The organism is Mesorhizobium carmichaelinearum, from assembly GCF_900199455.1.
In the GTDB taxonomy this organism is placed as follows: Bacteria; Pseudomonadota; Alphaproteobacteria; order Rhizobiales; family Rhizobiaceae; genus Mesorhizobium; species Mesorhizobium carmichaelinearum.
The window spans coordinates 35874-51621 of record NZ_FZQR01000012.1; the positions used below are offsets into that span (position 1 = coordinate 35874).

The following is a 15748-nucleotide window of genomic DNA, read 5'->3' on the forward strand; positions in this document are numbered from 1 at the left end:
CGCTTTGGTAAGCTATTGGCGCTTTGGTAAGTTTCCGGCACCAGCTCACGACCCTATGACGCCGCCGATCTTACCAGCGGAAAGCTCACCACCACGGCGAGGCCGGGCTGACAATCGTCAAGGGCGATGGATGCGCCGTGCAAATCGGCAATGGCCCGCACCAGGCTGAGGCCAAGGCCGTTGCCCGGCGTCGAGCGGCTATGGTCCAGCCGGTAGAGCCGCTGAAACACTTTTTCGCGCTCGTCGGCGGCAATGCCGGGGCCGTTGTCGGCGACCGTGGCAAGGACATGCTCGCCCTGGCGCGCCACCGAAAGTCTGATCGCCGTGCCGGGGGGGCAATGGCGCAGCGCATTCTCGACCAGATTGGCGAACATCTGCGTCAACAGTTCCCGATCGCCATGAATCGGGTCTGCTGTTTCACGCAATTGCGTCGATGCCAACGACTTTCCGTCATCCTCGGCAACGTCGGTGTAGATCTCGGCGATGGTTTCCAGCACCTCGCCGAGATCGAGATCGGTGAAGCGCGCCCTGCGCGCCCCGGCCTCGATCTGGGCGATCCGCAGCAGCGCGTCGAAGGTCTCGTTGATCTGATGGCCCTCGGCGCGCGCATCGGCCAGATCGTCGGAGACGTCCTGATCCCGCGTGGCCTTGTCGGCGGCGCCTTCCAGGATCATCTGCAGGCGGTTGAGCGGCGTCTTCAGATCGTGCGCGATGTTGGCGCTGACCTGTTTCATTCCGTCGACCAGCGCCGACAGGCGGTCGAGGGCGGCATTGACCTGGCCGGAGACGACATCGATGTCGTCGCCATTGCCGGTCAGCGGAATGCGGGTGTCCAGCCGGCCATGCGAGACATCGACCATGGTGGCGGCAATGCCGTCGAGACGGCGCTGGACGCGCGAGGCCAGCAGCGCGCCGCCGGTGACCGCCAGGCCGGTGATGATCAGGGTTGCCCAGCCGAAGCTCATCATCGCCACCGTTTCCAGCTCCTCCGTCTCGGAAAGGCTGAAGGCGACCGTCAGATTATTGCCGCCGATCGAACCGGAAAAGGCGCGATACTCCGTGTCCGGCGGCACGCCCGGCAATACGGCGTCGAACGCCGAGAACCCGTCCGGAAGCCCGGCGGCGGTGAAGTTGCCGGCCAGGTGGTTTCCGGCCGGGTCGGTCAGCGAAAACAGCTGTTCCTTCTTCGGGCTGAGCTTTGCATGGCTTTCGATCGTGGCGACAAGGTCCTCCAGATCGTTCCCGGAATAGGTGGCGGCGACGACCGAATAGGTTTCCTTGATGGTCTCGTCGAGCCGCTCGGCAAGATCGGCGCTCATCATCTGGTAGACGATGGCGCCCGACAGCACGAAGGCCAGCATGAACAGGAATCCGAATGTCAGCGCGAGCCGGAACGGCGTGCTGCGCAGCAGGCGAGACCATGTTCCGGTCATGGTGCGAGCGGTGCGTGCAGGCTGTAGCCGGTGTTGCGGATGGTGTGGATGAGCTGGGTCTCGAACGGCTTGTCGATCTTGGCCCGCAACCGGCTGATATGGGTCTCGACAACGCTGGTCTTGGGATCGAAATGAAAGTCCCAGACGCGCTCCAGAAGCATGGTGCGGGTGATGACGCGGCCCTCGCCGCGCATCAGCACCTCGAGCAGGCTGAATTCGCGCGGCTGCAGGTCGATCGGCTGGCCCTGGCGGGTGACGCGCCGCATGATGAGGTCCATTTCGAGGTCGCCGACCCGCAGCACCGTCTTCTGCTCCTGCGCCGCCGGCCGGCGGCCGAGCGCATGGATGCGGGCAAGCAGCTCGGAAAAGGCGAAGGGCTTGACCAGATAGTCGTCGCCGCCGGCCTCCAGGCCCTCGACGCGGTCGTCGACGCCGCCGACGGAGGTGAGGAAGATCGCCGGCGTGCGCACGCCGGCCGCGCGGATCGCCTTGACCATCGACAGGCCGTCGAGACCCGGCAGCATCCGGTCGGCGATGATCACGTCGTAATTGTCCCGGGTAGCGGCGAAAAGCGCGTCATGGCCGTTGCGCAGGAGGTCGCAGACATGACCGGCCTCGGTCAGTCCCCTGACGATATAGTCCGCCGTCCTGTGGTCGTCCTCGACGAGAAGAAGTCGCATCGCTGTTCCGGTTCATTGCCGATATCGGCCACAGGCTATCACCGGCATGGGCCCGTTCCTAGGATGCAGGATGGCCTTGGCCGGGTAGCGCTTTCCCTTCCTTCCGAAGCCTAGTCCGACTCCAGCAGGATCTCATCCGCATCGCCGGCGGTTTTCTTTAGCGTCATGTAGAGAACCAGGGCGACGATGCAGCCGAGGAAGATCATGCTGGTGGAGGTGGTGCCGAAACCGAGGCCGCCATATTCGACTGGCTGCGACAGGAGATCACCGAAGGAGGCGCCAAGCGGGCGCGTCAGGATATAGGCCAGCCAGAAGGCCAGGATGGCGTCCAGGTTGACGAGATAATAGGCGAGCGCGATGAGCGCGATGACACCGCCGAACATGAGGCCCGACGTCAGATAGCCCATGTCGAAGCTCTCGGCGACGAGATCGCCGGCGGCGGTACCGAGCGAGAAGGTGAAGAGGATCGCCAGCCAGTAGAAAATCTCGCGCCTGGTCGTGAAGATGGTGTGGATCGAAAGAGTCCGCTCGCTGGCGTACCAGACCGCGAATGTCGCCGCGAGCGCTACCGAGAAGGCAATCGTCGTGGTCTGCAGGCGCACGCCGAAAGTGTCGACGAGGTTGTCGGTGATCAGCGTGCCGACGACGCTGATCAGCACCACCGCCAGCCAGTAGGCCCAGGGCACGTAGCGCTTCTGCGCGAACTGCAGGACAAGGGCGACGATCAGCACGCCGGTCATGATCAGCGAGGTGACGGTCAGGCCGAGCCCGAGGTTGACGGCGAGATAGTCGGCCGCCGTCTCGCCCATGGTGACCGCCATCAGCTTGATCAGCCAGAAGTCGAAGGTGACGTCCGGAACCCTGTTCTGGCTCGGTCCGGCAGACTGCTTGTTGGTCGGGAGCATGGCTGAAGTCCTGAGGTTGATGGTTGCGGTGGGATGAAAGCGCATCGCGAGGGATTCGTGCGATCCGCCCCTATTTCATGCATGTCATGTCTCAATCGCTGAACACCCTCGGGTGAGGCCCGAGGGTGCTTTGGATGGCATGGATTTACTTGCCCATGACTTTCATCGCCTGGGCGAAGAAGTCGTCGGCGCGCTTGTCGTCATCCGCGTTGCAGCGCTCGATGCCCTTGGTCTCCAGTTCCGAGACCTTGTTCTTGTCGGCGTCGTTGAGCTTGGCTGCCGCTTCAGCGGCACGAAGGGCCTTCAAACTTTCCTCACAAGGCGCGGGGGCCGCATAGGCAGTGGAAATCGCGGCCGAGACAGCGAGGGTGCCCACTGCGACGGCAAGTGCAAATCTTCTCATGAAACCATTCCCTATCTGATGCCGGTGGCCCGGCTGCGGTAATTGAAGCCGACCCCTAATTCGCGGGCCGGCATCTGAACGATAAGGAAGCGACTTCACTCCAGCCTGTCCCGGAGCATACAAATTCGTAAGGATGGAGTTGGTTGGCGCAAAAGGCCTTTACGAACGCCGCGCGTTGCGCTGATAGAAAGCGATCGCCTTGTATCCGCCATCAATGGCGTGCCCCAGTGCGCCGGCACCGCAATCCGTGCCCCAGGAAGACACGAATGACCTACGCCTCCCTCAAGCCGGTTTCAGAGGCCTTCGTCCAGCGCAAGCGGCTGATCTTCGTGCGGGCGGCGGCGGTGCTGGCGGTGCTGCTGCTGCTCCTCACCAAGCCGGCGCTCGCCGAGGGCTCGGACGGGCACGAAACACTGGAATTCCTCGGCTTCTGCCTGGTGCTCGCCTGCGTCGCCGGCCGGCTCTGGAGCATCCTCTATGTCGGCGGCAAGAAGAACGAGGAACTGGTTTCGGCGGGGCCGTTCTCGATGAGCCAGAACCCGCTCTATTTCTTCTCGACGGTCGGCGCGGTCGGCATCGGTTTGCTCTACGGCTCGCTGGTGGCGGCAGCGGTGCTTGGCGTGGCCAGCTTTCTCATCTTCCGCGTCACGGCGCGCAAGGAAGCCGAATATCTGCTGGGCAAGTTCGGCCCGGCCTACATCGCCTATACCAAGGCGACGCCGCGGTTCTGGCCGAACCCGCTGCTCTACCGCGACAATGACGAGCTGCAGTTCTCGACCCGGGCGCTCAAGCGCACCTTCTATGACGGGCTCTATTTTCTCGCCATCTTCCCGGCCATCGAACTGGTCGAATACTTTCGGCATACCGGCCTGCTGTTCCCGGCCTTCATCACGCTCTACTGATCGGCCATTACCCGGCCAACCGGCGCCAGGGGGCGTCACCGGTGTCAGGCGCAACGCAGCGATCTTTGCCTCGGAGCCCGCCTGTGGCATCGTGCCGACATGATCACCTGCATCAAGCGGCTGACATCGGGCTTTGTGCCGCTGGGCGCCGTGATGGTCTCTGACCGCCTCTACCGGCAGATCGCGGAGAAGACGAGGGCCGGCCGGTTTCGAACGGAGATGACCCCATGCCAGCTTCGCCGCTGACCAGCAGGGCCAGCGTGACAGTCTTCACCGCCGAAGACTCATCCGCCTGGGCGGGCGTTGCGGCCGCGGTGCCGGCGGAGATCGGCGATTGTCTGGCCGTCCTGCGGCAGATCGCCGACGTCACCGGCGTGGCGCAATACAGCGAGGGCCGCCTGGAGGCGATCGTGATCGGCCAGCGCCGGCCGGCGGCCGCGATGATGCGCATCGCCCTGTTCTGGTCTGCTCCGAGCTTCATCGCGGCGGACGGCCCGCGCCTGCTGGAGGCGCTGGAGACGAAGGCGCTTGCGCAAGATGTGCTGTGCCTGCGCGCCGATGAGGCCACGGTGCAGCGCATCGGCGGCCAGTGGGAGCGCCGCGAGGGGTTCCTGCAGCGCGGGATCGGCCTCCAACCGACCCGCGGGCATGGACAGATACCGCCCTCCTGGCCGCAGACGGCGGGGTTCACCTGCGGGCCATCGGCGCTGGCCATGGCGATGGCGGGGCTCGATCCGGCGTTGCGGCCGGACCGGGCGCTGGAGGTCGAGCTCTGGCGCGAGGCCACCACCATTATCGGCCCGAGCGGACCGGGCGGCTGCGACCCCTATGGCCTGGCGCTGGCGGCGCATCGGCGCGGGCTGCGGGTCGAAATGTTCATGAGCAGCGCCGGGCCGATCTTCCTCGACCGCGCCGCCTCGGAGGAAAGACGCGGGCTGATGCGCTTTGTGCAGGCCGGCTTCAAGCACGAGGCCGAAGCCGCGTCATTGCCGATCGAGCCCCGAGCCTTTGCCGTCGAAGAGATCGGCCAGGCGCTCGATCGCGGCTTCCTGGCACTGGTGCTGATCGATCAGGCCGTGATGATGGGCCACACCTGCCCGCACTGGCTGCTCGTCCATGGTCATGGCGGCGGGGTCTATTTCGTCAATGACCCCTGGATCGAGCCCGACCGGCTTGAACTGCCGATGGACGTTATCGACCTTCCCGTCAGCGCGACGGAACTCGACCGGATGGCCTGGTACGGTAATCCGGCCTACAGGGCTGCGGTGCTGGTCGGGCCGCGCCCACCGGTGCAGAAGCGCTAGTTTCCCAGCGGATACGGCATGTAGCCAACGAAACCGGCGATCTTCCAGCGGCCTTCGACCTTCCTGCAGAAATACAGCGTCTGCCATTTCAGCCGGTCGACGCTGCCGTCGGCCTTGGCAATGGAGCCGTCGAACTTTTTGTGCAGCACGGCGCGGTCGCCGTCGACATCGATGTCGCGCAAATTGGTGACGCGAAAAATCGCCTCGCGCAGCGGTTCGGCGAATTTGGTCGCCGCCGTCTCCTTGGCCTGGCGCAGCCACTCGTCGCGGTAGACCTCCAGCCGCGGGAACTGCAGCCGCCAGGCATCGGCGTTGGCGAGGAAATGCGCATGCATGCCGAAGAAGCTTTCGGCGACGAAGTCGTTTTCGACCATCGACCAGTCCTGGCCGATGAAGGCGTCGATGTCGCGCCGCACCAGCATCTCCCACAGCGCGTGGCGGTCGGCGTCGCCCGAAGGAAACGGGTTCTTGTCGAAGGTCATTCTCGGTTTCTCCGGTCTCGCACAGGCATCGGTCCGCGGCAGCTTGAAAGCCGTCCGGCAGGCGCGCACGATGCTAGCGCTCATGTAATAAAGCAACGCGAATTTCGAAGAATGTTGCTTTCCAACAAGGGCCCTATCGGGGCCACCCCGATCGCGGTAAATCTGCGCCGAAGTGGGCGCCGGCCTGGTGCCCCCGTCGCAAGATCAAAGGAGGCAATCCCTTGCCCAAGCAGACTTTTGGAACATCCCATGTGCCGCTGTCGCCCGCCGTGCGGGCCGGCGACTTCGTCTATGTTTCCGGCCAGGTTCCGGTCGGCAGCGACGGCATCGTGGTCCAGGGCGGCATTACGGAACAGACGGAACAGGTGCTTGCCAATGTGAAGGCGGCGCTGGCCTTGGCCGGCTGCACGTTGGATGATGTGGTGAAAACCACCGTCTGGCTCGAAGATGCGCGCGACTTTGGCGCCTTCAACGCGGTGTATGGCCGGCACTTCCCGAAGAATCCGCCGGCCCGCACCACGGTCGAATCGCGGCTGATGATCGACATCAAAATTGAGGTCGAGGCGGTCGCCTACCGGCCGGTCTGACAGACGCAACGAAGCGGAGGTTTCCCCCATGCAATTCGACCTCCTGCTGAAGGGCGGACGGCTGATCGATCCGGCGGCCGGCATCGACGCGCAGCGTGATGTCGCCATCGCCAATGGGCGGGTCGCCGCGATCGACGCCGATATCCCTGTGACCAGCGCCAATCAGGTGGTCGACGCGACGGGCTGCATCGTCGCACCGGGCCTCGTCGACCTGCACAGCCACGTCTATTGGGGCGGCACCTCGCTCGGCGTCGACGCCGACCGGCTGGCGGCCAAGAGCGGCACCACCACCTTCATCGATGCGGGCAGTGCGGGCGCAGGCAATTTCCTCGGCTTCCGCCGCCACGTCATGGAGCGCTCGAAGGTACGCATCCTGGCCTATGTCAACATTTCCTTTGCCGGCATTTTCGGCTTCTCGCAGACGGTGTCGGTCGGCGAATGCAGCGATCTCAGACTCTGCGAGCCGCGCGAGGTGGTGGCCGCGGTGCGTGAGCACGCCGATGTCGTGGTCGGCGTGAAAGTCCGCTCCGGCAAGCATGCCGGCGGCACCAGCGGCATCGCGCCGGTCGATCTGGCGCTGGAGGCCGCAGACAAAGCCGGCCTGCCACTGATGGCGCATATTGACGAGCCGCCGCCCGGCCGCTCGGAAGTGCTGCCGCGCCTGCGCCGCGGCGATATCCTCACCCATTGCTTCCGGCCGTTCCCCAATGCGCCGGTCTTCGCCTCGGGCGCGGTGCGGCCCGACATGCGGCTGGCGCGCGAGCGCGGCGTCATCTTCGATCTCGGTCACGGCATGGGTTCGTTCGATTTCGAGGTCGCCCGTGCCATGCTCGCCGAAGGGCTGGCGCCGGACGTCATTTCGAGCGACGTGCATCTCTACTGCGTCGATGGTCCGGCCTTCGACATACTGGTGTGCATGTCGAAGCTGATGGCTCTCGGCATGCCGCTGGTCGAAGTGCTGCGCGCGGCGACGCAAGCGCCGGCGCGGGCGATCGCGCGGCCGGATCTCGGCACGCTGGCGGTCGGTACCATCGGCGACGTCGCCGTCCTTCGCCAGCGGTCGGGTCGCTTCACCTTCGTCGATGCGGTCGGCGCCGCGCTGGTCGCCGACCAGCGGCTGGTGTCGGAAGGCATTGTCATCGGCGGCACATGGTGGCCGAACGAGGCGGTCAACGATCTCGGCGAGACCGAGCGTTTCGAGGCGCATGCCGACCATACGCATGTCGAGGTGGCGGCCCGGCATTTCGGGCATCGGCATGAGTGACTAGCCAATCTCCCCCCTCGTGGGGGAGATGCCCGGCAGGGCAGAGGGGGTCGGTCCGACTGGACGCCAACTTTCAGCTTCCGCAAGGAGGTCGCACCCAGTCGCACCGACCCCCTCTGTCGCCTTCGGCGACATCTCCCCCTCGAGGGGGGAGATCTACCGGCGCGAATTGCTCGGCTTCCCGTAGACCGGCGTTGCGATGCCCTCCATCCGCGCCTTGATCTGCAGCGCCACATATTTGGAGTAAAAACGCGACAGTGCCAGATTGCCGCCGTGGAACCACAGCGCTTCCTGCGCCGTCGGCCTCCACATGTTGCGCAGCTCGCCTTGCCACGGGCCGGGATCGCCCTTGACGCCCGAACCGAGACCCCAGCAGGGACCGACCTTGTCGGCGACCTCGCGCGAAACAAGTGCCGCGACATTCTCGTTCATCGACTGGTAGCCGGTGCAGGCGATAATGGCGTCGGCCTCGAGCTCGCTGCCGTCCTCGAACAGGATGCCTTTTTCCGTCAGCGACTTGATGGCGACGCCGCTGCGGATGCCGATCTTGCCGTCAATGATCAGGTCCGAGGCGCCGACGTCGATGTAGTAGCCGGAGCCGGTGCGATAGGCCTTCATCAGCAGGCCGGTCTCGTCGTCGCCGAAATCGATGGCGAAGCCGGAGGCTCGCAAGCGGTCATAGAAGGCCGCGTCGCGCGCCTTGATTACCTCATAGAGCGCGCGCTGGCCCTTGGGAACCAGCGCGAAGGGCGTCGAGGCGACGATCATGTCGGCCTTCTCGGTGGTGATGCCGCGCGCCAGCGCGCTTTCCGAGAAGATCTCGAAGCCGACTTCCATCAGCGTGTCCGATTTGACCACGGTGGTCGGCGAGCGCTGGATCATGGTGACGTCGGCGCCACTTTCCCAGAGATCGACGCAGACGTCATGGCCGGAACTCGCCGCGCCGATGACGGCAACCTTTTTGCCACGGAATTTGTCGCCGCTGGCATATTGGCTGGAATGCAGCAGCTCGCCCTTGAACGCACCGGCGCCGGCCAGGTCGATCTTTCGCGGCGGGCCATAGGCGCCGGTGGCGAAGACGACGTGTTTCGGCTTCAGCGTGATCTGCCGGCCGACACGGTCGAGCACCACGGTCCATTCCTTCTGCGCCTCGTCATAGGAGGCGCTGAGGCATTTGGTGGCGACCCAGTAATTGAGCTCCATGACGCGCGTGTACATTTCCAGCCAGTCGCCCATCTTGTCCTTGGGCGTGAACACAGGCCAGTTTTCCGGGAACGGAATGTAGGGCAGATGGTCGTACCAGACCGGGTCGTGCAGCACGAGCGTACGGTAGCGGTTGCGCCAGGAATCGCCGGGCCGCGCATTCTTCTCGATGACGATGGCCGGCACGCCAAGCTGCCGCAGCCGCGCGCCGAGCATGATGCCGCCCTGGCCGCCGCCGATGACCAGGCAATAGGGCTGCTCGGTGGCACCGAGCTCGCGCGTCTCGCGTGCCCGCGCCTCCGACCAGGTCTCGCGTTCGGGGTCGGCCTTGTGGCGCACGCCAAGCGGTCGTTCCGCGCCCTTGCGCTCCTCGAATCCCTTGAGGTCGGTCATCGCCGTGAACAGAGTGCGGCAACGGCCGTCGCGCAGGCGCATAATGCCTTGGCCTGATGCCGCCGCGGTCTCGAAGGTGAACCAGGCTTCGATCATGCCTTCGTCCGAGGTCGCCTCGCCAGTGAGTTGCCATGCGGTGGGTTTTGTCGTCGCCAGCGTTGCCTTGAGCATGTCGGCGATGGCCTCACGGCCTTCCATCGTCGTGACGTTCCAGGTGAAGGTCAGCAGATCGCGCCAGTAGCAATCGTCGACGAACAGGTTGGCCGCAGCGAGCGCATCGCCGGTCGCGAGCGCCTGCGCCAGGGAGTCGAGCCACGCGGTTGCCTGTTTTGTCGGTGCTATTTCGAGCATTCTTTTCCCTCTTGCTGCGTGCGCCCAATCTAAATTGGGATGGTAATTGTCGAACCCGGCGCTGCCCCTCATCCGCCTGCCGGCGTTCGTCGGACGAAAAGCCAAGCAGTTGGCTTTTCGTCCGCTACGCGGACCATTTCTCACCTCCCCGTGAACGGGGAGAAGGGAGCTAATCCCCGAGCGGCTCCATCTCCTTGCCGGTGCGGTGGATCTGGGCGTTGTACTTGATGCGGCGGACCGTCTCGCGCGCCGAGCCGTCGAGCTTGTAGGCGGAGGCCACGGCCAGAAGGTCGATCATCATCAGGAACGCATAGCGCGAGGCCGTCGGCTTGAGCGTGTCGGGATATTCCGGCACCGCCACCGTCAGCCTGACGTCGCAGGCCCGCGCGAGATCGGTGTCGGGTGCGGTCACGGCGATGGCGTTGGCGCGATAATGCTTGGCAAGTTCGACGGCCTCGATCACCTCGCGCGTGCGCCCGGTCGCCGAAATGGCGATCACCAGGTCGCCGGGCTTCAAGGTCGAGGCAGTCATGCGCATCAGATAGGGATCGCACTGGGCGCTGACCGTGATGCCGTAGCGAAACAGCCGGTATTGCGTTTCCTGCGCCAGCGCCGAGGAACTGCCGCCGAGGCCGAAGACGGTGACCTGGCGGGCCTTGGCGATCAGTTCGGCGGCCTTCTGCAGCTCACCCGGGTCGAGCTGCCGCTCGGCCTCCTGCAGCGCGCGCCTCGCCTCGCCGAACACGGCGTTCCAGAACGGCATGCCATTGTCGTTGCTGATGGCCGGCGACTTGGCCAGATAGAGCGCGCCGACGACGAGGCTCTGCGCCAGCTTCAGCTTGAAATCGCGCACGCCTTCGCAGCCGATGGCACGGCAGAAGCGGGTCACAGTCGGCTCGCTGACCCCCGCGCGTTCGGCAATCGCCGCATTGGAGGCGTCGACGGCGTATTTGACGTCATCGAGCACGACATCGGCGACGCGGCGCTCCGCCGGGCTCAACTCTGCGTAGGAATCCTTGACCAGCGAGATGATGTCGGGGATGCGCCTGAGGTCGCGTCCCTCCGCCTCGTGACTTGCAACAGGCTCGTGCTGGTTGTCAGCTTCGGTCATGAAGTCGGTCTTCCCTGCCTTTTCGACCTGACCTCTTATCATGTTTGCACGCTGTCGTTCCATGCGCCCGGCCACGCTGCACCGTTGCGTGCCCGGGGATAGGCTCACGTTTCCTTTTCGGAGTATGTAGGAAAGCAACAGGCATTTCAAGGTCGATATAACCATGTGAAAACAGTGCATTAAGCGAAGGTCGGAATTTTCATGATACGGTTACCACCGCAGGTGCTTGACAGCAAAGTAGGATAGTTACAGACCGATTTTTGGCAGTCTGATGACCGACTGGATCATCACGCAATCTCCGAGGGGCGGATGAACGCGGGCGAGATAACAACGCCGAAGCTTGGCGTGCAGGCAGCGACCAAGATCTATCACACGGCGTCAGGTGACCTGCTGGCGCTGGACCGCTGCAGCCTCGATGTGAGAGCCAATGAAATCGTCTCGATCGTCGGCCCGTCCGGTTGCGGCAAGACCACGCTTTTGTGGTCGATGTCAGGGCTGCACAGCCTGACCAGCGGTGAAATCCGGCTCGACGGTCTCAAGATCACCGGCCCGCACCCCGATATCGGCATCGTCTTCCAGGAAGCCAACCTCCTGCCGTGGCGCAATCTCGACGCCAACATCCGTTTTCCCTTCGAGATCAAGGGCGAGAAACCGGATCGTGCCTGGATCGCGCATCTCTTGAACCGCGTCGGCCTTGACGGTTTCGGCGGCAAGTTCCCGCGCGAGTTGTCGGGCGGCATGCAGCAGCGCGCGGCGATCGTGCGGGCGCTGGCGCTGAAACCGTCGGTGCTGTTGATGGACGAGCCGTTCGGCGCACTCGACTCCTTTACGCGAGAGGAGATGAACCGGCTGGTCGAGGAGATCTGGCTCGACACCAAGACCACCATCGTCTTCATCACCCACAGCATCAAGGAAGCGATCTTTCTCTCGGACGTACCATTCCTGCTCAAGGAACTGGCCCCGTCCTGGACCGGTGCGCCGAACACCAATTCCTGCTTCTACCTGAAAGACGTTGTCGCCGATTTCGACACCGAAGTCGTTCGCCGCATGAAGGCGGCGGGGCTGGTGCTGGTCGGCAAGTCGAACGCGCCCGAAAATGGCTGGTCGATCACGACCGAGCCGAAACTCTACGGCGCGACGAAGAACCCGTGGAAGGACGGCATCACGCCTGGCGGCTCGAGCGGTGGTGCGGCGGCTGCCATCGCTTCGCGCATGGTGCCGATCGCCGAAGCCAGCGACGGCGCCGGCTCGATCCGCATTCCGGCCTCCTGCTGCGGCATAGTCGGCCTGAAACCGTCGCGCGGCCGCGTCAGCCTCGCGCCGTTCGGCGACTATTGGTATGGCGGCGCCTATTTTCTCTGCTGCTCGCGAACGGTGCGCGACACCGCGGCCTATCTCGATGCGGTGGCGGGCGCGCTGCCGGGCGATCCTTATACGCCGCCGGTGCCCGATGCCTCCTGGCTCAGCCTGTCGGCGCGCGCCCCGAAGACGCTGCGCATCGGCTTCACAGTCACGCCGCCCAACGGCACGGCCATTGATCCGGAGGTGAAGGCGGCGGTGCTGGCCACCGTCGCGACGCTCGAGCGGCTGGGCCACCATGTCGAGGAGCACGACATGCCGCTTGAGGCCAATGGCGTCTGGGCGACCTACACCAACATGACCTGCGTGCAGACGGCGGCGACGTTCGACTATCTGGAAACCGTGATCGGCCGGCCGGTGACGCCAGCCGACGTCGAGGCGGTGACCTGGGCGATCATTGCGCGCGGCCGTTCGACCAGCGGCGTCAGGCACATTTCCGATGTCGAGCAACTCAGGCAGATCGGCCGCGACATTGTCGGCGATCTCAACGCCTACGACCTCTTCATCACGCCGACGCTGACCCAGCTGCCGCGTCCATTCGGCTATTACGACATGTCGGAGACGGACATCGATCGCTACAACGCCAAATGGACGGACGCGGTTTTCGCCTTCCCCTTCAACATCTCCGGCCAGCCGGCGATCTCGCTGCCGCTCGGCTGGTCGGAAGACGGCGTGCCGATCGGCGTGCAACTGGTCGGCCGCTATGGCGACGAGGCGGCGGTGCTGGCGGCATCGGCGCAGCTGGAGCAGGAGATGCCGTGGCGGGATCGGCGGCCGGCTGTCAGCGGTAGTTAGCCGGCAAGGGCGGAGCGGTGAATACCAAGCATCGGCGGTCGCGCTCTACGGCGCCCCCCTCTGGCCTGCCGGCCATCTCCCCCACGGGTGGGGAGATTGGCAATTTCGGCGTCGGCGCCTGGCCTTGCTACGTTGAACATTGGCGAAGGCGGTCACGACAGTCGATCTCCCCCCTCGTGGGGGAGATGCCCGGCAGGGCAGAGGGGGGCGCCGTAGAGTGCTACTTTACCCAACCATCTCCAGCCGCCTCGGCAGCCGGTTCATCGGCCTCGGCCCATCCGCCGTGATCAGGAACTGGTCTTCCAGATTGAAGCTGGCGAGGCCGTCTATATAGAGCGGGATTTCGAAGGCCAGCACCATGCCGGCTTCGATGGCGACTCCGCTGTCGGCCGCGATGAACGGCCATTGTTCGGAAAAGACCGACTGCCCGACGCTATGGCCGAAATGGCCGCGGCGGTAGGAGGGCAGGCCTTGCCGCGCCAGGCTCTCGGTGGTGACGCTGTGGACATGAGCGAGCGTGTTTCCCGGGATCAGCGCCGCCAGCCCGTCCTCGAAGGCGCGCTCGGCGATCGCGTGCAGCTCCGCCTGGTCGGCGGATGGCGGTCCGAAGGTGAAATTGCGCGACATGTCGGAGGCATAGAAACCGACAGTGCAGACCATGTCGCATTTCAAGGGATCGCCGGCCACGGCCCTGGCATCGGCGCCCTTGGCCCGGGCGCCCAGCGTTACATATTCGGCTGTGACGACCGGATGCGACAGCCCAGCGGCCGCGTCGCCGACGCCTTTGCGGTAGAGCGCGATGAGGTCGGCCTGGCGCATGCCGGCCATCGCATCCACCTGCAGCCGCTCGAGCCCGGCTTCCGAGAGAAAGATGCCTTGCTGCAGGAGGTCGATCTCGCGCTCCGATTTGATAGCCCGCAGCCTGTCCAGCACCGGTGAGCCGTCGACCATCGGGCAATCCGGCAGCAGCGCCTGGATAGAAGCGAAATCGGCGGCTGGAACAAAGTCGAGGTCGATACCGAGTGTTGCCCGCGCCAGTCCGAAGTCGTCCAGCAGAAGCTGCAGCTGGCGCACCGAGCCGGCGAGGTCGAAGGTGGCGGGACGGGAGAAATCCGGCGCGCGGCCGAGCGAGGCCAGGCCGGCCTCGATCCGCTCGGCCAGGGGGAGCCCATGCGTGGCAGTCTCTACCGGCACCGATTCGATCCAGATCGGGTGCGAGCGCACGATTGCTTCGGGCGCGGCGAGCCGCAGCTGCGCCGCGTTGAAGTCGGCGGCGACGACACCGATCGGCAGGTCTGGTTTGGCCGGGATGACGACGAAGCCGCCGCCGGCGCGCCGGAACAGCCCCGCCGGGCCGATCCAGGCGCCGGTCGCATAGTGGAAGGCCTCGGGCGCCGAGAGCACCAACGCCGCGATGCCGGCCTGTTCCATCAATTGCGCGGCGCGCTGGCGGTCGACAAAGCCTGTCATCTGTTTCTCCGGATGGCCGAAGCGACAACGGAGCATTGCGGGCGTGGACAATCAAGGGCCGAATGGGAGATCCGGCGGCCGACAGATCGCGCATTAGCTGGTGCTGCAGGCGACTGCAACGAAGACCCCGTGGGACTTGATACACCCCATCTCTTTCCAGGCGTTGGCGCCGCCCCTCACCTGCCTGCCGGCATCCTCTCCCCGTATAGTGACGACGGGGAGAGGGAAGCTGTTATCAACGGTTTCGCCAACCACAAGCGTCGCAAGAAAGAACGGCGAGGTCGCGGCAGCTATTTTCTCCCCGTCACTATACGGGGAGAAATGCCCGGCAGGGCAATGAGGGGCGGCGCGAGCTTCGGCAATCGGCCGCCTCTGCCACTGGTTAGGATTGTCGGATGCCCTACGACTGTCGCAAGACAGCGAACGGCAATACCCGCTACTTGATCGATTCCAGCTTGGCCACCGCGGCGCCGAAGCCTTTGAGGGAAACCGGGATGGTCACCGGCTTGCGCGTCACCGATTCCATGCCGATGTTCATCGTCGTCCCCGACTTCATCGCCTTGGCCAGTTCCGGCGCCACCGGCACTGCGGCATAGGCGCCGTTCTGGTCGCTGGTCTGGATGGCGACGGTGACTTTCTTGCCGCTGTCGACCTGATAGCTGACGCCCGACGGCAGAAACAGACCATGCGGCAAAGCGAGCAGCATGGCCAGGCTGCCATTGGCGCTGTCGCGGCGCACGGTCACCGTCAGCACACGCTGGCCTGTCTTGGCTTCGGTAAGGTTCTGCGAGACCTGGCACTGAAGCTCACCGGCCGCCGAGTCGCTGGAGCAGTTCACGGCCCATGCATTGGCGTCGGCCGGCTTTGGGCCGGCGTCCTTGGATTGAGACTGTTTGGATTGGGCCTCTTTGGCGGTGTCCTCGGCAAGCGCCGGGCCAAGAGAAGCCGCCAGCAGCCACAGAGCAGCCGATGCCGCGACCACGCGGAGTAGATTAGTCTTCGCTAAAGTAATTGCCATGTTCTTCATTCCCCACAGTTTTCCTTGCCCCGGCAGGTATTCTCCTGGAAAAGGCTTGATACAACAAGCGCGGCTGCTCCGAAAGCCG

At 64.8% G+C, this 15748-nt stretch carries 14 protein-coding genes; 5 read left to right on the forward strand and 9 right to left on the reverse strand.

The genetic code is table 11. The features are described from left to right. Positions 1 to 53: 53 nt before the first annotated feature. The 4 genes from CKW40_RS25435 to CKW40_RS25450 all read right to left on the reverse strand — a co-directional run bounded on the left by CKW40_RS25435 (position 54) and on the right by CKW40_RS25450 (position 3421). Positions 54 to 1433, reverse strand: a complete 1380-nt coding sequence (locus tag CKW40_RS25435; RefSeq protein ID WP_095202608.1) for a sensor histidine kinase — start codon at positions 1431 to 1433, stop codon at positions 54 to 56. After that, entirely contained in the window at positions 1430 to 2113 is a 684-nt protein-coding gene (locus tag CKW40_RS25440) for a winged helix-turn-helix domain-containing protein (protein ID WP_095202609.1), read from the reverse strand. Before CKW40_RS25440 ends, CKW40_RS25435 begins: the two co-directional genes overlap by 4 nt. A 110-nt stretch (positions 2114 to 2223) precedes the next feature. Then, on the reverse strand, positions 2224 to 3018 hold the full coding sequence (locus CKW40_RS25445) for a COG4705 family protein (RefSeq protein ID WP_095202789.1): 795 nt from the start codon (positions 3016 to 3018) through the stop codon (positions 2224 to 2226). Between the two features lie 145 nt (positions 3019 to 3163). Beyond that, positions 3164 to 3421 (reverse strand): hypothetical protein, encoded by a 258-nt coding sequence (locus tag CKW40_RS25450; protein WP_095202610.1) that lies wholly within the window; start codon positions 3419 to 3421, stop codon positions 3164 to 3166. A gap of 266 nt (positions 3422 to 3687) precedes the next feature. Here CKW40_RS25450 and CKW40_RS25455 point away from each other — a divergent pair, with 266 nt between their 5' ends. Together CKW40_RS25455 and CKW40_RS25460 are read left to right on the forward strand one after the other, a co-directional pair. Next, positions 3688 to 4323 (forward strand): methyltransferase family protein, encoded by a 636-nt coding sequence (locus CKW40_RS25455; protein WP_095202611.1) that lies wholly within the window; start codon positions 3688 to 3690, stop codon positions 4321 to 4323. Positions 4324 to 4550: 227 nt separating this feature from the next. Further along, entirely contained in the window at positions 4551 to 5627 is a 1077-nt protein-coding gene (locus tag CKW40_RS25460) for a peptidase C39 family protein (RefSeq protein WP_095202612.1), read from the forward strand. Here CKW40_RS25460 and CKW40_RS25465 read toward each other — a convergent pair. Further along, positions 5624 to 6109 carry a hypothetical protein gene (locus CKW40_RS25465; RefSeq protein WP_095202790.1) on the reverse strand — a complete coding sequence of 162 codons (486 nt, stop codon included), beginning with the start codon at positions 6107 to 6109 and terminating at the stop codon, positions 5624 to 5626. The genes CKW40_RS25460 and CKW40_RS25465 overlap by 4 nt on opposite strands. A gap of 221 nt (positions 6110 to 6330) precedes the next feature. Here CKW40_RS25465 and CKW40_RS25470 point away from each other — a divergent pair, with 221 nt between their 5' ends. Both CKW40_RS25470 and CKW40_RS25475 read left to right on the forward strand, forming a co-directional pair. Beyond that, the gene (locus CKW40_RS25470; protein ID WP_095202613.1) at positions 6331 to 6696 is read left to right on the forward strand and encodes a RidA family protein; all 366 of its coding nucleotides are present in this window, start codon (positions 6331 to 6333) and stop codon (positions 6694 to 6696) included. A 28-nt stretch (positions 6697 to 6724) separates the two neighbouring features. Next, the gene (locus CKW40_RS25475) at positions 6725 to 7960 is read left to right on the forward strand and encodes an amidohydrolase/deacetylase family metallohydrolase (RefSeq protein WP_095202614.1); all 1236 of its coding nucleotides are present in this window, start codon (positions 6725 to 6727) and stop codon (positions 7958 to 7960) included. A 156-nt stretch (positions 7961 to 8116) separates the two neighbouring features. Here CKW40_RS25475 and CKW40_RS25480 read toward each other — a convergent pair whose 3' ends face one another. After that, complete coding sequence (locus tag CKW40_RS25480; RefSeq protein WP_095202615.1) at positions 8117 to 9907, reverse strand: NAD(P)/FAD-dependent oxidoreductase; 1791 nt, start codon at positions 9905 to 9907, stop codon at positions 8117 to 8119. Positions 9908 to 10076: 169 nt separating this feature from the next. After that, complete coding sequence (locus CKW40_RS25485) at positions 10077 to 11018, reverse strand: MurR/RpiR family transcriptional regulator (RefSeq protein ID WP_095202791.1); 942 nt, start codon at positions 11016 to 11018, stop codon at positions 10077 to 10079. A gap of 309 nt (positions 11019 to 11327) precedes the next feature. On the opposite strand from CKW40_RS25485, the gene CKW40_RS25490 reads away from it, so the two are divergent. Next, the gene (locus CKW40_RS25490; protein WP_095202616.1) at positions 11328 to 13172 is read left to right on the forward strand and encodes an amidase family protein; all 1845 of its coding nucleotides are present in this window, start codon (positions 11328 to 11330) and stop codon (positions 13170 to 13172) included. Between the two features lie 225 nt (positions 13173 to 13397). Here CKW40_RS25490 and CKW40_RS25500 read toward each other — a convergent pair whose 3' ends face one another. Both CKW40_RS25500 and CKW40_RS25510 read right to left on the reverse strand, forming a co-directional pair. Continuing rightward, positions 13398 to 14642 carry a M24 family metallopeptidase gene (locus CKW40_RS25500; RefSeq protein WP_095202792.1) on the reverse strand — a complete coding sequence of 415 codons (1245 nt, stop codon included), beginning with the start codon at positions 14640 to 14642 and terminating at the stop codon, positions 13398 to 13400. 436 nt (positions 14643 to 15078) lie between these two features. Beyond that, entirely contained in the window at positions 15079 to 15660 is a 582-nt protein-coding gene (locus CKW40_RS25510; protein WP_244571285.1) for an invasion associated locus B family protein, read from the reverse strand. Positions 15661 to 15748: the final 88 nt, after the last annotated feature.

Excerpts from the sequence above, each read along its gene's own strand:
- CKW40_RS25435 (WP_095202608.1), bottom strand. The coding sequence starts at position 1,433 with ATGACCGGAACATGGTCTCGCCTGCTGCGCAGCACGCCGTTCCGGCTC.
- CKW40_RS25440 (WP_095202609.1), bottom strand. The coding sequence starts at position 2,113 with ATGCGACTTCTTCTCGTCGAGGACGACCACAGGACGGCGGACTATATC.
- CKW40_RS25445 (WP_095202789.1), bottom strand. The coding sequence starts at position 3,018 with ATGCTCCCGACCAACAAGCAGTCTGCCGGACCGAGCCAGAACAGGGTT.
- CKW40_RS25450 (WP_095202610.1), bottom strand. The coding sequence starts at position 3,421 with ATGAGAAGATTTGCACTTGCCGTCGCAGTGGGCACCCTCGCTGTCTCG.
- CKW40_RS25455 (WP_095202611.1), top strand. The coding sequence starts at position 3,688 with ATGACCTACGCCTCCCTCAAGCCGGTTTCAGAGGCCTTCGTCCAGCGC.
- CKW40_RS25460 (WP_095202612.1), top strand. The coding sequence starts at position 4,551 with ATGCCAGCTTCGCCGCTGACCAGCAGGGCCAGCGTGACAGTCTTCACC.
- CKW40_RS25465 (WP_095202790.1), bottom strand. The coding sequence starts at position 6,109 with ATGACCTTCGACAAGAACCCGTTTCCTTCGGGCGACGCCGACCGCCAC.
- CKW40_RS25475 (WP_095202614.1), top strand. The coding sequence starts at position 6,725 with ATGCAATTCGACCTCCTGCTGAAGGGCGGACGGCTGATCGATCCGGCG.
- CKW40_RS25480 (WP_095202615.1), bottom strand. The coding sequence starts at position 9,907 with ATGCTCGAAATAGCACCGACAAAACAGGCAACCGCGTGGCTCGACTCC.
- CKW40_RS25485 (WP_095202791.1), bottom strand. The coding sequence starts at position 11,018 with ATGACCGAAGCTGACAACCAGCACGAGCCTGTTGCAAGTCACGAGGCG.
- CKW40_RS25490 (WP_095202616.1), top strand. The coding sequence starts at position 11,328 with ATGAACGCGGGCGAGATAACAACGCCGAAGCTTGGCGTGCAGGCAGCG.
- CKW40_RS25500 (WP_095202792.1), bottom strand. The coding sequence starts at position 14,642 with ATGACAGGCTTTGTCGACCGCCAGCGCGCCGCGCAATTGATGGAACAG.
- CKW40_RS25510 (WP_244571285.1), bottom strand. The coding sequence starts at position 15,660 with ATGGCAATTACTTTAGCGAAGACTAATCTACTCCGCGTGGTCGCGGCA.